We start from the raw sequence: 14,508 nt of genomic DNA, 5'->3' as shown, positions 1-14,508 counted from the left end.
GGCTTCGGCCCCGCCCCCTTGTCCGTTGCATCGAAAGGCCATTGCCCATGTCCGACACCATCCTGGTCATCAACGCCGGCAGTTCCAGCATCAAGTTCTACCTGTACGACATCGACGACAAAGCGGCCCTGGCCCCGCGGCTGGGCGGCCAGCTCGAAGGCATCGGCACCAGCCACCCGCGCCTGCGGGTGCGCGATGCCGCCGGCCAGACGCTGGTGGAACGGGACATCGCGCCCAGCCACGCCCCCGACGTGCCCAATGGCCAGGAAGTGGTCGGCACCTGGCTCAGCGGTCACCTGGGCGGCGCGCCGCTGGCCGTGGGGCACCGCGTGGTGCACGGCGGCCCGGACCTGTCCGAACCGGTGATCGTGGACGACGCCATCCTGGCGCGGCTCGAGGCCTACACGCCGCTCGCACCGCTGCACCAGCCCAACAACCTGGCCCCCATCCGCGTGATCCGCGAGCGGCGCCCCTGGATTCCTCAGGTGGCGTGCTTTGACACGGCCTTTCACCGCAGCCATTCGGACGTCGCCGACCGCTACGCCCTGCCGGACAAGCTGTACCAGCAAGGCGTGCGCCGCTATGGCTTTCATGGCCTGTCGTACGAATACATTGCCCAGCGCCTGCGCCAGGCGCTGCCCGAGATCGCCATGGGCAAGATCGTCGCCGCGCACCTGGGCTCGGGCGTGTCCGCCTGCGCCATGCACCAGGGCAAGAGCGTGGACAGCACGATGGGCTTTACTGCCCTGGAAGGGCTGCCCATGGGCACGCGTCCCGGCCGGCTGGATGCCGGCGTGGTGCTGTGGATGATGGAACAAGGCATGACGCACGACGAGATCGAGCACATGCTGTATCACGACTGCGGCATGAAGGGCCTGTCCGGCATCAGCAACGACATGCGCGAACTGCTGGCCAGCGACGCGCCGTCGGCCAAGCTGGCGCTGTCGTACTTTGCCTGGCGCGTGGCCGAAGGCATGATCGGCTTGGGCTGCGCCATGAATGGCATCGACGGCATCGTCTTCACCGCCGGGGTGGGTGAAAACTCGGCCGAGATCCGCCGCGCCATCAGCGAACACTGGGGCTGGCTGGGCATCAAGCTCGACCCCGAACGCAACGCCCACCACGGCCCGCGCATCTCCAGCGACGACAGCCGCATCGGCGTCTACGTCGTGCGCACCAACGAAGAACTCGTCATCGCGCAGCACACCCTGGACCTGGTGAAACAACGATGAACGCCCCGCTCCCCCTGGCCGGCAAGCGCGGCCTGGTCACCGGCATCGCCAACGCCGACTCCATCGCCTGGGGCTGCGCCAAGGCCTTTCGCGCCCTGGGCGCGGAACTGGCGGTGACCTACCTGAACGACAAGGCGCGGCCGCATGTCGAACCGCTGGCACGGCAAGTGGATGCGTCCCTGCTGATGCCGCTGGATCTGCTGCAGGACGGCCAGCTCGAAGCCGTGTTCAGCCGCATCACCGAACAATGGGGCGGGCTGGACTTCGTGCTGCACTCCATTGCCTACGCCCCGCGCGACGACCTGCATGGCCGCGTCACGGATTGCTCACGCGACGGCTTCCTGCAGGCCATGGACGTCTCGTGCTGGTCGTTCATCCGCATGGCCAAGCTGGCCGAGCCCCTGATGCCGGGCGGCGGCGCCCTGTTCTGCATGAGCTACTACGGCTCGCAGATGGTGGTGGAGCACTACAACATGATGGGTCCGGTCAAGGCGGCGCTGGAATCGGCCACGCGCTACCTGGCCGCCGAACTCGGCCCCCAGGGCATCCGCGTGCACGCCATTTCACCCGGCCCGCTGAAGACCCGCGCCGCTTCGGGCATCCATGAATTCGACGCCTTGCTGGACCGGGCCCAAGCCAAGGCCCCGGCGCGCAGTTTGGTGTCCATCGACGACGTCGGCGAGGCCACCGCCTGGCTCGCCACCGATGCCGCGCGCTTGATGACCGGGCAGACCTTGTATATCGACGGCGGATATCACATCATCGATTGACGCGGCATGCCCATGCCGGATTGACGGTTGCAGTAACCCGGCAGCCGCCTGCCTGGCCGGCCGCGCGACTGGCGCGAATCAGCTCAGCGTATCCGGCGCCGGCCCCTGGCGCCAGCGTTCGATGGCTTCGACCGCCTGCTCGGGGCTGGCGAAAATCTTGTCGCGCCCGATTCGATCCGCCAGGCCCGAACGATCCAGCGCCATGCGAAACTGGCCATGCCCGCCGGCCACCAGCAGCACCATGCCACGGTCGCGCAATTCGCGCCGCAATTCATACAAGGCCTCGATCGCGTCGGCATCCGCCTGCGTCATCGCCTCGGCGTCCAGCACGAACCAGGTCACGTCGCCCGCCTGCTCGATGACTTCACGCGCACGCCGCCGGAACGCGTCCGCATTGAAGAACCACACCGACGACTCGAACAGCCAGATCACCGTGCCCGGCACCGGCTGCGCCTGGGGGTTCAAATGCATCTTGCCCAGCACCGACTCGCCCGGCAGGCGGCCCAGCAAGGCGTCGCGCGGATTGCCCGACACGTACATCGCATACAGCAACGTGGCGCCCACCGACACCGCCACGCCCTGCAGCACCCCAAAGCCCACCACGCCCACCGCCGCCAGGATGCCGAAGGCCAGCTCGATGCGCGAAATGCGGGCCAGCCGCATGAAGGCCTGCCCATCGAACAGGCTGACCGCCGCCAGCAGCAGAATCGCCGACAGCACCGCCTGCGGCAGCCAATACAGCGGCGCGCTCAGCAAGCCCACCACCACCGCCAGCGCCGCCGCCGCGCTCACCCCCACCAGCGGCGACGAACCGCCTGCCGCCAGCCCCACCGCCGTACGCGAGTCCGCGCCCGTCACCACGAAACCCTGAAACAGCCCGGCCATCACATTGGCCGCGCCAAAGCCCACCAGTTCGCGGTTCGGGTCCACATGCTCGCCCGTGCGCGCCGCGAAACTGCGCGCCGTCACGATGCCGCTGGAAAAGCTCACCACCAGCACCCCGGCCGCGCCCAGCAGAATGTTGTCCACCCCTTCCAGGCGCACCGGCAGGCTCAATGCCGGCAAGCCCGCCGGCACCTCGCCCACCACCGCGATGCCCAGGCTGGGAAAATCGAACAGCCACGACAGCAAGCACGCCCCCACCACCAGCAGGATCGGCCCTGGCCACGTCGGCCGCCAGCGCTTGACCGCCACCAGCAACAGGCACGACACCACGCCCAGGCACAGGGTCGGAATACGGATCTCGGACATCCGCCGCGACAGCTCCAGGAACGGATGCACCAGCCCGCTGTTGCGCAGCCCCACCCCCGTCAACCCGCTCAACTGCGACAGCGCCAACGTCACCGCCACCCCCGCCATATAGCCGATCAGCACCGGCCGCGACAGCAGATTCGCCAACACCCCCAGCCGCAACACCCGCGCCACCAGGCAGCCCACGCCCACCGTCAACGCAATGCCCGTCGCCGCCACCAGCCGGTCCTCGGGCGTCGTCAACGCCATGCCCGTCAGCGTCGCCGCGATCAGCGTGCAGGTTGCCGTGTCCGGCCCCACGATCAGCGTGCGCGACGAGCCGAACAACGCGTAGCCCAGCATCCCCGCGATCGCCGCCCACAACCCCGCCACCGGCGGCACCCCCATCATCGCCGCGTAGGCCAGCCCCACCGGCAACGCCACCGCCGCCACGCTCAGGCCGGCCGTCACATCGCGGCCCGCGGACGCCCGCGTGATGCCGCGGAAATTATTCAGGCCAGGCAGAAAACGTAGATTCATGGAGCGGCAAGGCAGGCAGAAAACCGAAAGAAAACCGCGGTGCGCGGGCAAGCGACAAGCCTACACCAGCCGCGTCCCCAATACCTGTCGCCAGATCAAACCCGCGCGGCCGCTTCATTCCTAAAAGGAATCGATTTCCTTAACTATTTATCCCTTTTTATCAACTTCCCGATTGCGTAGAGTCGTGCTCACAACAAACGCGGCCTCACCGCCGCCCCCAGGGCCGCCCGTCCGGCCCCGGAACAACAGCGCGGCCCGCCCACCCGCCGTCCGCACACAGGAGACTCCATGCCCCACGCAGTCCTGCGTCGCGCCGCGCGCGCGCTCGCCCTGGCCACGCTTGCCCTCGGCGCCGCCGCCCGCGCCGCCCCCGGCAAACTCAACTACGGCTCCGGCGGCGTCGGCTCGTCCCAGCACCTGGCCGGCGCCATGTTCAAGTCCCGCACCGGCATCGACATCCTCCACATCCCCTACAAAGGCAGCGGCCCCGCCGTCTCCGACCTCCTGGCCGGCCAGGTCGACATGATGATCGACACCGGCTCCCTCGCCCAGGTCCAGGCCGGCGCCCTGCGCGCCCTCGCCGTCGCCTCCCGCCAACGCCTGCCCGCCCTGCCTGACGTCCCCACCTTCGGCGATTTCATGCGCACGGAAATCGACCGCTACGGCGCGATCGTGAAGCTGTCGGGCGCGAAGATGGAGTAGACGCCCAAGCAACGCCACAAGCCAAGACGCCCGTAGCCCGGGGCGGCGGCTGGCAGGGCGTCGAGCAACCTCGATGCGCCCGAGGGAATCTGAAGGAGGAGCCGCAGGCTCGGACGAAGATGACGACGGGGCAGTCCGGAGCGAAGGCTCCGGACCGCAATCGTGGGCGCTCGACGCCCTGCCAGCCGCCGCCCCGGGCGACCTACGAAGCCGCACCGCGACAAGCCAAGACAACCATCACGACACAAAAAAAAACCGCTCCAAAAGGAGCGGCTTTCATCAAGCAGACACCAAGCAAAACGCTTACTTGGCCCGCTCCTGCAGCACGGCCACCGCCGGCAACGTCTTGCCTTCCAGGAATTCCAGGAAAGCCCCGCCCCCGGTCGAGATGTAGCCCACCTGCTCCGAAATTCCGTACTTCGCAATCGCAGCCAGCGTATCGCCGCCACCCGCAATCGAGAATCCGTCCGAGTCGGCAATTGCCTGCGCCACCACCTTCGTGCCATTGGCGAACTGATCGAACTCGAACACGCCCACCGGCCCGTTCCACACGATCGTGCCGGCTTGCTTCAGGATCGCGGCCAGCTGCTCGGCCGTCTGCGGCCCGATATCCAGGATCATGTCGTCCGCCGCCACCGCGTCGGCCGCCTTCACCGTCGCCTCGGCATCCGCCCCGAACGACTTCGCGCACACCACGTCCACCGGAATCGGCACATCCGCGCCGCGCTGCTTCATCAGCTCGATCACCGCGCGCGCCTGATCCACCTGCTCCGGCTCCGCCAGCGACTTGCCGATCGACAGACCGGCCGCCAGCATGAACGTATTCGCGATGCCACCGCCCACCACCAGTTGGTCCACCTTGTCCGCCAGCGACTGCAGGATAGACAGCTTCGTCGACACCTTCGAGCCGCCCACGATCGCCACCAGCGGACGCTTCGGCTCGTGCAGCGCACGGCCCAGCGCATCCAGCTCGGCTTCCAGCAGCGGGCCCGCGCAAGCCACCGGCGCGAAACGCGCGATGCCGTGCGTCGTGGCCTCGGCCCGGTGCGCCGTGCCGAACGCGTCGTTCACGTACACATCACACAGCGCCGCCATCTTGCGCGACAGCGCTTCGTCGTCTTTCTTCTCGCCCACGTTCACGCGGCAGTTTTCCAGCAGCACCACCAGGCCCGGCTCGACCTTCACGCCGTCCACCCAGTTTTGCACCAGCGGCACCGGCATGCCCAGCAGCTCGGACAGGCGCTGCCCCACCTTCGCCAACGAATCGGCTTCGGTCAGCACGCCTTCTTTCGGGCGGCCCAGATGGGACGTCACCATCACCGCGGCGCCGGCGTCCAGCGCCAGGCGGATGCCGGGCACCGAGGCGCGGATGCGGGTATCTTCGGAAATGCGGCCGGCATCATCGAACGGCACGTTCAGATCGGCGCGGATGAACACGCGCTTGCCGGACAGGGCGCCGGCCTTGGCCAGCGCGGACAGGGTATTGACCTTGGACATATGCTTTGCTTCCTACAGTTGGCGAACAAAGGGGACGAACCCGCTTTCCGCTTGGGCGGAAAACCCGTTCGTCCCCTTCGGCCTGACAGCGATGCTTACTTGGCCGACATCAGCGCGACGGTGGTGTCGAGCATGCGGTTCGAGAAGCCCCATTCGTTGTCGTACCAGGACGACACCTTCACCAGACGGCCCGAGACCTTGGTCAGCGACGCGTCAACGGTGCTGGAGGCCGGGTTGTGGTTGTAGTCCACCGAGACCAGGGGTTCGGTGTTGTAGTCCAGGATGCCCTTGAGCGCGCCTTCCGAAGCGTCCTTCAGGATCTTGTTCACTTCTTCGGCGGTCGTATCGCGGCTGGCCACGAACGACAGGTCGACCAGCGACACGTTGATGGTCGGGACGCGGATGGCGTAGCCGTCCAGCTTGCCGTTCAGTTCCGGCAGCACCAGGCCCACGGCGGCGGCAGCGCCGGTCTTGGTGGGGATCATGCTCATCGTGGCCGAACGCGCGCGACGCAGGTCTTCGTGGTAGACGTCGGTCAGGACCTGGTCGTTGGTGTAGGCGTGGACGGTCGTCATCAGGCCGTTTTCCAGGCCCAGCTTGTCGTTCAGCGGCTTGACCAGCGGGGCCAGGCAGTTGGTGGTGCACGACGCGTTCGAGATGACGGTGTCGGTGGCCTTGAGCACGCCGTGGTTCACGCCGTACACGACGGTGGCGTCAACGTCCTTGCCGCCCGGAGCCGAAATGATGACTTTCTTGGCACCGCCCTTGATGTGGGCGCCGGCCTTTTCCTTGGTGGTGAAAAAGCCCGTGCACTCCAGCACCACGTCGACCTTCAGCTCGCCCCAGGGCAGCTCGGCCGGGTTGCGGTTGGCCAGCACGCGGATCTTGTCGCCGTTGACGACCATGAATTCGCCGTCGACTTCGACCGTGCCCGGGAACTTGCCGTGGGCGGTGTCGTAGCGGGTCAGGTGGGCGTTCGTCTTGGGATCGCCCAGGTCGTTGATGGCGACGATTTCGATATCGTGCTTCTTGCCACCTTCGTAGTGGGCACGCAGGATGTTGCGGCCGATGCGACCGTAACCGTTGATGGCGACGCGAATAGTCATGACTAAGCTCCTTTTTTACAAAACTTGGCGGACGGTCTCGGCCACCTTGTCGGCGGTCAGCCCGAAGAACTTGAACAGCGCGCCGGCCGGGGCGGACTCGCCGTAGCGGTCGATGCCGACCACGGCGCCTTCCAGGCCTACGTACTTGTGCCAGAAGGCGGTCACGCCGGCTTCGACAGCCACGCGCGGCAGGCCCTTGGGCAGCACCGATTGCTTCCAGGCGGCATCCTGGCGGTCGAACACGTCGGTGCTGGGCATGGAAACCACGCGCACCGCGATGCCGTCCTTGGCCAGCTGGGCCTGCACGTCCAGCGCGATGGCCACTTCAGAACCGGTGGCGATGATGACGGCGCGGGCGCCTTCGGCATCGCGCAGCACATAGCCGCCGCGGGCGATGGCATCCACGGTGGCGGCATCGCGCGGCACGAACGGCAGGTTCTGGCGCGACAGCAACAGGGCCGTCGGGCCGCCGTCATGCACGTCCATGCCGATGCTGGTCGGGCGCGTCACGGCGGCATTCCAGGCCACGGCGGTTTCGGCCGTGTCGCAAGGACGCCAGAGCGACAGGTTGGGGATCAGGCGCAGGCTGGCCGCGTGCTCGATCGATTGGTGGGTAGGGCCGTCTTCGCCCAGGCCGATCGAATCGTGCGTGAACACGTGCACCACGCGCTGCTTCATCAGCGCAGCCATGCGGATGGCGTTGCGCGAGTAGTCCGAGAACGTCAGGAACGTGCCGCCGAACGGCAGGTAGCCGCCATGCAGGGCCACGCCGTTCATGATGGCGGCCATGCCGAATTCGCGCACGCCGTAGTTGATATGGCGGCCGAACTGGATGCCCTTGTCGCCGGCGCGGACGGCAGCCACGCCCTTCCAGTCGGTGAAGTTCGAGCCGGTCAGGTCGGCCGAGCCGCCCAGCATTTCCGGCAGCGTGGCGGCCAGCGCCGTGATCGCGAACTGCGAAGCCTTGCGGGTGGCGACGGTTTCGGCCTTTTCCAGCGTGCCGTTCAGGAACGCCTGGAACTGTTCGGCGTAGCCGGCGGGCATGTCGCCCTTCATGCGGCGGGTGAATTCGGCAGCCTCAGCCGGGAACGCGGCGGCGTAGGCGTCGAACGCCGACTGCCATTCGGCCTGCGCGGCGGCGCCCGTCTTGCGGCCGTCCCAGCCGTCGTAGACGTCTTGCGGAATCTGGAAGGGTTCGGCCGACCAGCCCAGCGCGGCGCGGGTGGCGGCGATTTCGTCCTTGCCCAGCGGCGCGCCGTGCACGTTGTGGGTGCCGGCCATGTTGGGCGAACCCTTGCCGATGACGGTGCGGCAGACGATCAGCGTGGGCTTTTCCGATTGCGCGCGGGCAGCCTTGATGGCGGCGTCCACGGCGGCGGCGTCGTGGCCGTCGATGCCGCGGATGACGTTCCAGCCGTAGCCTTCGAAGCGCTTGGCCGTGTCGTCGGCGAACCAGTGTTCGACGTGGCCGTCGATGGAAATGCCGTTGTCGTCGTACAGCACGACCAGCTTCGACAGCTTGAGCGTGCCAGCCAGCGAGCACACTTCATGCGAGATGCCTTCCATCAGGCAGCCGTCGCCCGTGAAGGCGTAGGTGTGGTGGTCGACGATGGTGTGGCCGGGCTTGTTGAATTCGGCGGCCAGCAGCGCTTCGGCCAGCGCCATGCCCACGGCATTGCCCAGGCCCTGGCCCAGCGGGCCGGTGGTGGTTTCCACGCCCGGGGTGATGCCCACTTCGGGGTGGCCCGGCGTCTTGGAATGCAGCTGGCGGAAATTCTTGAGTTCTTCGATCGGCAGATCGTAGCCCGTCAGGTGCAGCAGGGCGTAGATCAGCATCGAGCCGTGGCCATTGGACAGCACGAAGCGGTCGCGGTTGGCCCAGGCGGGATCCTTGGGGTTGTGGCGCAGGTTGCCGATCCAGAGGGCCTGGGCGATTTCCGCCATGCCCATGGGAGCACCCGGGTGCCCGGAGTTCGCTTGTTGCACGGCATCCATCGCGAGGGCGCGGATGGCATCCGCCAAGGCAAGTTTAGGGGCGGTCGGATTGCTCATTCGGAAGGCTCTTTGAAGCTGGCGCGCCCACGCAGGAAATGGGGGCCAGTTGAGTAGGTTGCGAAGCAAAAGATTTTAGCATCCGGGGCCTACCCCCCTGCCATCGGGCGCCGGCACGAGCCAAATGGGCGCATATTCGAGCGCGCGGTGGCCAATCTCGCCACCCGCGAACAGATCGACCAGATCATGGCGCACATCGCACAACTGCCCAACCGTGAAGAACTCAAGCATTTCGCCACCCACGAAGACCTGGCCGAGCTGCGCAGCCTGTTCCTGCGCCTGGACAAGAAAATGACCATCGGCTTCCTGTCCCTGCTGGCCCTGAACCTCGCCTCGAACGCCCCACTCTTCATCGAATGGGGGACCAAAGTGGTAGGCTACGCGCTCAAATAGCCCGGGGATACCGTCACCTGAAATACGCCAGGTCGCCGCCCCTGCCCTTCGCCCGTTTCCGTTGCTGCAACGCCCATGTCCGTTCCCCGCTTTTTCTGCGACGCTCCCCTGTCCGCCGGCGCTCACATCGCCCTGCCGGATGCCCTGGCGCACCACGCCCTGAGAGTGCTGCGGCTGCGCGCCGGTGAAAGCGTCGTGCTGTTCAACGGCCAGGGCGGTGAATACCCCGCCACGCTGGACGTCGACGGCAAGGCCGGCTTTGCCCAGTTGGGCGCCTTCGATCCCCGCGAGGCCGAGCTGGCTGGCCGCATCACCCTGGTGCAGGGCCTGCCGTCCGGCGACAAAATGGACTGGGTGGTGGAAAAAGCCGTGGAACTGGGTGCCGCCCGGGTCTGCCCCATCGCAGCGCAGCGCAGCGTGCTGCAGTTGTCAGGCCCGCGGCTGGACAAGCGGGTGGCCCATTGGCAGCGCATTGCCCAGTCGGCCGCCGAGCAATGCGGCCGCAACCGCCTGATGACGGTCGACGCGCCCCTGGCCCTGGCCGACTGGCTGGCGTTGCCGGCCGACGGCCCGCGGCTGCTGTGCCACCCCGATGCCGAGACCGATCTGGCCGGCCTGTTGCAGGGCACGCCCGGCCTGGCGTCATTGACGCTGCTGGTCGGCCCCGAAGGGGGCTGGTCTGACAAGGAATTGGCCCAGGCCCGCGAAGCCGGCGTGCAGGCCGTCAGGTTCGGGCCGCGCGTGCTGCGCACCGAAACGGCCGGCCTGGCCCTGATCGCTGCGGCGGGCGCCCTGCTGGGCTGGTAACGGAATAGAAAGACATACCCGGCGTCACAGACGCCGGTGGGCAGCCGGCAGGCCCTATCGGCCTGCCGCGATTGAAATCAATCGTTTTCGCCGTAAGGCGCGGCGGCCACGCCGGGTTCCGGGTCCGGGTGCTTGCCCGCATGTTCCACGACATACGCAAAGATGCGGCCGTTTTCGTGGGCGAATTCGGCGGCGTCCGCGCACACCGATTCAATGCGGGCGGCGTCTTCTTCCAGGGCGGGGTCGCCCGAATGCAGCTTGTACAGCCACAGCACCACGCCGATCTTGTGATCCAGCACGGTGTCGCACAGGCAATCGTAGAGCGCGTCCAGGTTGCCGCCGAAGTACTCGGGGAAATCCACCGCCTTGGCGATGGCGCGCAACACCGCCGAACGGCTGCGGGCAGGATCGCAATTGGCGACGAACAGGGGCAGGCCGAGCTCATGCGCGGCCTCGACCACGGCCTTTTTGTCCAGCCCGTCGTGAGCCAGCGCTCCACCTCGCTTCAACTGCCGCTGCAGGGTAGATTGGGCATTGCGCGTCATGCCTGTGCCTCCTTGAAAAAGGCGATCACTTCATCGGTACGCTGCATCGTATCGGCATAACCCAGATCGATCAATCGCTTGGTGTAGCTGGATTCGAACAACAGGTAGGACATCAGCGCGCCGCCGCCGGGGCGGCCTGGGTCGGACGATACACCGAGTACGCGAAAAAGGGCACGGGCCTGGGTCGGCATATCGTCCAGGTGTTCCAGCGCCAGCGAATCCAGCGAGCGGCTGGGGGTGATCGTCAGCACCTGGATACGGCGCACATTGACCTCGTCGCCCTCCCGGGGCACGGCATGGTCCACCAGGTAATTCATCCGTTCCAGGCGTTCGACGTCCATCGACAGGCCATCCAGGAAGATGCTGGACAGGGCATGGCCGCCCACCTGGGCCAGCGACGGGTACGGCGGTGCGTCCTCGCGGTGCTCGGGGTGGGTATCGTCGCGGAAACCGGTGCCGATCACCAGCACCCGGTGCGCGCCCAGGTGGATGGCGGGGCTGATCGGCGCCAGCTGGCGCATGGACCCGTCGCCGCACCATTCGCCCTTGCCGTGCACCGGAATCTGCCGGGCGGGAAACACGAAGGGAATGGCCGACGAGGCCATCAGGTGGTCGACCGTGATCGGCGTGGGAATGGCCAGCCGCAGGTAGCGGTGCCAGGGCTCGATGGGCGTATGGGCCTGGTAGAACGTCAGGTGTTCGCCGCTGGTGTAGCCCGATGCGGTGATCGCCAACGCCGACAGCGCACCGCTTTCCAGATTGGATTGCAGGCTGTCGAAGTTCAGTACCCGGCCCAGCAGCGCCTGCATGGGGCTGTTGTCCAGCAGCGACTGCGGCCGCTTGCGGGTCAGGCCCGAATACATCCAGCCCAGCGACAAGAGGCCCAGCCAGCGCACGCCGGTGCGGATCAGGCCGGGCGCGTCGGCCCGGTAGATCATGTCGGTGTTCAGCGACGACCACAGGCGCCGGATGCGGCGCACGCCCAGGTGCGGCCTTTCGGCCCGGCACGCCAGCGCCGCGGCATTGATGGCGCCGGCCGAGGTGCCGCAGATGATGTCGAAGGGATTCTTGAAACGCGAATGCCAGTCGGGGTCCAACAGCTCCATGATGGCGCTGAGCACACCCACCTGGTAGGCGGCGCGCGCGCCGCCCCCGGTCAGGACCAGGCCGGTCGGCGTGCGCGGGCACGCCGGGCCGGCCGGTGCGACTTCAACGTGGCGTGTTGGCATCGACCACAGTCATCGCGGTCATGTTGACGATGCGGCGCACAGTCGAGCTGGAGGTCAGGATGTGCACCGGCGCGTTGGCGCCCAGCAGGAACGGGCCCACCGCCACGTTGCCGCCGGCCGCCGTCTTGAGCAGGTTGTAGGCGATGTTGCCGGAATCCACGTTCGGGCACACCAGGAGGTTCGCGTCGCCCTTGAGCGTGGACGACGGCAGGATGCGCATGCGCAGCGCTGCGTCCAGCGCGCAGTCGCCGTGCATTTCGCCGTCGATTTCCAGTTCCGGCGCGGCTTCGCGCACCAGTTCCAGCGCGCGGCGCATCTTGGCGCCCGACGCCGAGCTGCCCGACCCGAAGTTCGACCGCGACAGCAGCGCGACCTTGGGCGCCAGGAACATGCGCTGCATTTCGTTGGCCGCGGCGATGGTGAATTCGGCGATCTGCTCTGCCGTGGGATCGTCGTTGACGTGCGTATCCACCAGCACCACCGTGCGCTCGTTGAGCAGCAGGATGTTCATGGCGGCGTACACGTTGCGCCCGGCGCGGCGGCCGATCACTTCATCCACGAAACGCAGGTGGTCGTGGTACGCGCCCACCGAGCCGCAGACCATGCCGTCGGCATCGCCCAGCCGCACCATCATCGCGCCGATCAGCGTCATGCGGCGGCGCATTTCCACGCGCGCCATTTCCTTGGTGATGCCGCGGCGGCACATCAGTTCCCAGTACGTCGTCCAGTACTGGTGGAAGCGTTCGTCGTATTCTGGGTTGGTGACTTCGACGTCTTCACCCAAGCGCAGGCGCAGGCCCAGTTTTTCAATGCGGGTCAGCAGCACCGACGGGCGGCCCACCAGGATCGGACGGGCCAGGCCTTCGTCCACCACCACCTGCACCGCGCGCAGCACGCGTTCGTCTTCGCCCTCGGCGAACACGATGCGCGCCGGGCCGCCTTCGCGCACGATGCGCTTGGCGGCCGAGAACAGCGGCTTCATGAACGCGCCCGAGTGGTACACGAACTGCTGCAGCTGTTCTTCGTAGGCTTCCAGGTCGGCCAGCGGACGCGTGGCCACGCCGCCGTCCATCGCGGCCTTGGCCACCGCGGGGGCGATGCGCACGATCAGGCGCGGATCGAACGGCTTGGGAATCAGGTATTCAGCGCCGAACGAAATATCGAACGTGCCGTAGGCTGCCGCGACCACTTCGTTCTGTTCTTCCTGCGCCAGCTGGGCGATGGCATACACCGCCGCCTTTTCCATTTCGCGGGTGATGGTGGTGGCGCCCACGTCCAGCGCACCGCGGAAGATGTACGGGAAGCACAGCACGTTGTTGACCTGGTTCGGGTAGTCCGAACGGCCGGTGGCCATCACCACGTCGTCACGCACCGAATGGGCCAGCTCGGGCAGGATTTCCGGCGTGGGGTTGGCCAGCGCCAGGATCAGCGGGCGCGAGCCCATGGCCGCAACCATTTCCGGCTTGAGCACGCCGCCGGCCGACAGGCCCAGGAATACGTCCGCGCCCTCGATCACTTCGGCCAGCTTGCGGGCATCCGTCTTTTGCGCAAAGCGCGCCTTGTCCGGATCCATCAGCGTGGTGCGGCCTTCATAGACCACGCCTTCGATGTCGGTCACCCAGATGTTTTCCAGCGGCAGGCCCAGGTCCACCATCAGGTCCAGGCACGCCAGGGCGGCAGCGCCCGCGCCGGAGGTCACGACCTTGACCTTGTCGATTTCCTTGCCCACGACCTTCAGGCCGTTGATGAAGGCAGCCGACACACAGATGGCGGTGCCATGCTGGTCATCGTGGAAGACGGGAATCTTCATGCGCTCGCGCAGCTTGCGCTCGACGGTGAAGCATTCCGGCGCCTTGATGTCTTCGAGGTTGATGCCGCCGAAGGTGGCTTCCAGGCCGGCAATGATCTCGACCAGCTTGTCCGGGTCGGTTTCGTTGATTTCGATGTCGAACACGTCCAGGCCGGCGAACTTCTTGAACAGCACCGCCTTGCCTTCCATCACCGGCTTGGAAGCCAGCGCGCCGATGTTGCCCAGGCCCAGCACCGCGGTGCCGTTGGTGATCACGCCCACCAGGTTGCCGCGGGCCGTGTAGCGGAACACATTGGCCGGGTCCGCCACGATTTCCTCACAGGCCGCCGCCACCCCGGGCGAATACGCCAGGGCCAGGTCGCGCTGGTTGGTGAGCTGCTTGGTCGGCGTGACCGAGATTTTGCCGGGGCGGCCGTGCTCGTGATATTCAAGGGCGGCTTTGCGAAGGTTGGCATCCATAGGGGCGGCTACTGGCTAGAGTGAGGAACACGAAAGGGGGCAATTCTATTCCGATGGCGAACGGCGCGAAACGTTCCCTGCGCACCCTTCGGCGTGCGCTTGCCCCTTTGCCGCAAGCGCTGCCCATCTTACCCTT

At 67.0% G+C, this 14,508-nt stretch carries 11 protein-coding genes and 1 pseudogene; 5 read left to right on the top strand and 7 right to left on the bottom strand.

From position 1 onward, the window contains the following. Positions 1-47: 47 nt before the first annotated feature. Positions 48-1,232 (top strand): acetate/propionate family kinase, encoded by a 1,185-nt coding sequence (locus U858_RS0111735; RefSeq protein WP_025137349.1) that lies wholly within the window; start codon positions 48-50, stop codon positions 1,230-1,232. Then, positions 1,229-2,002, top strand: coding sequence for an enoyl-ACP reductase FabI (gene fabI, locus U858_RS0111730; RefSeq protein ID WP_025137348.1), 774 nt, complete (start codon positions 1,229-1,231; stop codon positions 2,000-2,002). The genes U858_RS0111735 and fabI overlap by 4 nt, the downstream gene beginning before the upstream one ends. A 78-nt stretch (positions 2,003-2,080) precedes the next feature. On the opposite strand, the gene U858_RS0111725 is transcribed toward fabI, so the two are convergent. Further along, on the bottom strand, positions 2,081-3,772 hold the full coding sequence (locus tag U858_RS0111725; protein WP_025137347.1) for a SulP family inorganic anion transporter: 1,692 nt from the start codon (positions 3,770-3,772) through the stop codon (positions 2,081-2,083). A gap of 354 nt (positions 3,773-4,126) precedes the next feature. On the opposite strand from U858_RS0111725, the pseudogene U858_RS0111720 reads away from it, so the two are divergent. Beyond that, positions 4,127-4,474: pseudogene (locus U858_RS0111720) on the top strand (tripartite tricarboxylate transporter substrate-binding protein); the annotation flags it as partial. Positions 4,475-4,777: 303 nt separating this feature from the next. Here the strand turns inward: U858_RS0111720 and U858_RS0111715 are convergent. The 3 genes from U858_RS0111715 to tkt all read right to left on the bottom strand — a co-directional run bounded on the left by U858_RS0111715 (position 4,778) and on the right by tkt (position 9,129). Then, positions 4,778-5,971: a phosphoglycerate kinase gene (locus U858_RS0111715; protein WP_025137345.1), complete on the bottom strand. Its 1,194-nt coding sequence runs from the start codon at positions 5,969-5,971 to the stop codon at positions 4,778-4,780. Between the two features lie 95 nt (positions 5,972-6,066). Beyond that, a complete protein-coding gene (gap, locus tag U858_RS0111710; RefSeq protein ID WP_025137344.1) occupies positions 6,067-7,077 on the bottom strand; it encodes a type I glyceraldehyde-3-phosphate dehydrogenase in 1,011 nt (336 codons plus the stop codon). A 15-nt stretch (positions 7,078-7,092) separates the two neighbouring features. After that, positions 7,093-9,129, bottom strand: coding sequence for a transketolase (gene tkt / locus U858_RS0111705; RefSeq protein WP_025137343.1), 2,037 nt, complete (start codon positions 9,127-9,129; stop codon positions 7,093-7,095). Between the two features lie 147 nt (positions 9,130-9,276). Here tkt and U858_RS0111700 point away from each other — a divergent pair, with 147 nt between their 5' ends. Next, positions 9,277-9,522, top strand: a complete 246-nt coding sequence (locus tag U858_RS0111700; protein ID WP_025137342.1) for a hypothetical protein — start codon at positions 9,277-9,279, stop codon at positions 9,520-9,522. Positions 9,523-9,597: 75 nt separating this feature from the next. After that, a complete protein-coding gene (locus tag U858_RS0111695) occupies positions 9,598-10,329 on the top strand; it encodes a 16S rRNA (uracil(1498)-N(3))-methyltransferase (RefSeq protein WP_025137341.1) in 732 nt (243 codons plus the stop codon). Positions 10,330-10,406: 77 nt separating this feature from the next. On the opposite strand, the gene U858_RS0111690 is transcribed toward U858_RS0111695, so the two are convergent. Genes U858_RS0111690 through U858_RS0111680 form a run of 3 tightly spaced genes read right to left on the bottom strand, consistent with a single transcriptional unit; the run spans position 10,407 to position 14,372 of the window. After that, complete coding sequence (locus tag U858_RS0111690; protein ID WP_025137340.1) at positions 10,407-10,874, bottom strand: barstar family protein; 468 nt, start codon at positions 10,872-10,874, stop codon at positions 10,407-10,409. Continuing rightward, positions 10,871-12,103, bottom strand: coding sequence for a patatin-like phospholipase family protein (locus tag U858_RS0111685; protein ID WP_025137339.1), 1,233 nt, complete (start codon positions 12,101-12,103; stop codon positions 10,871-10,873). The genes U858_RS0111690 and U858_RS0111685 overlap by 4 nt, the downstream gene beginning before the upstream one ends. Beyond that, on the bottom strand, positions 12,084-14,372 hold the full coding sequence (locus U858_RS0111680; protein ID WP_025137338.1) for an NADP-dependent malic enzyme: 2,289 nt from the start codon (positions 14,370-14,372) through the stop codon (positions 12,084-12,086). The genes U858_RS0111685 and U858_RS0111680 overlap by 20 nt, the downstream gene beginning before the upstream one ends. Between the last annotated feature and the right edge of the window lie 136 nt (positions 14,373-14,508).

Origin of the sequence: Achromobacter sp. DH1f, from assembly GCF_000633435.1 — a bacterium.
Taxonomy (GTDB): domain Bacteria; phylum Pseudomonadota; class Gammaproteobacteria; order Burkholderiales; family Burkholderiaceae_B; genus Achromobacter; species Achromobacter deleyi.
Note: the sequence above shows the minus strand (reverse complement) of the source record. Positions and strands in the feature narration are given on the sequence as shown.

Excerpts from the sequence above, each read along its gene's own strand:
- U858_RS0111735 (WP_025137349.1), top strand. The coding sequence starts at position 48 with ATGTCCGACACCATCCTGGTCATCAACGCCGGCAGTTCCAGCATCAAG.
- fabI (WP_025137348.1), top strand. The coding sequence starts at position 1,229 with ATGAACGCCCCGCTCCCCCTGGCCGGCAAGCGCGGCCTGGTCACCGGC.
- U858_RS0111725 (WP_025137347.1), bottom strand. The coding sequence starts at position 3,772 with ATGAATCTACGTTTTCTGCCTGGCCTGAATAATTTCCGCGGCATCACG.
- U858_RS0111715 (WP_025137345.1), bottom strand. The coding sequence starts at position 5,971 with ATGTCCAAGGTCAATACCCTGTCCGCGCTGGCCAAGGCCGGCGCCCTG.
- gap (WP_025137344.1), bottom strand. The coding sequence starts at position 7,077 with ATGACTATTCGCGTCGCCATCAACGGTTACGGTCGCATCGGCCGCAAC.
- tkt (WP_025137343.1), bottom strand. The coding sequence starts at position 9,129 with ATGAGCAATCCGACCGCCCCTAAACTTGCCTTGGCGGATGCCATCCGC.
- U858_RS0111695 (WP_025137341.1), top strand. The coding sequence starts at position 9,598 with ATGTCCGTTCCCCGCTTTTTCTGCGACGCTCCCCTGTCCGCCGGCGCT.
- U858_RS0111690 (WP_025137340.1), bottom strand. The coding sequence starts at position 10,874 with ATGACGCGCAATGCCCAATCTACCCTGCAGCGGCAGTTGAAGCGAGGT.
- U858_RS0111685 (WP_025137339.1), bottom strand. The coding sequence starts at position 12,103 with ATGCCAACACGCCACGTTGAAGTCGCACCGGCCGGCCCGGCGTGCCCG.
- U858_RS0111680 (WP_025137338.1), bottom strand. The coding sequence starts at position 14,372 with ATGGATGCCAACCTTCGCAAAGCCGCCCTTGAATATCACGAGCACGGC.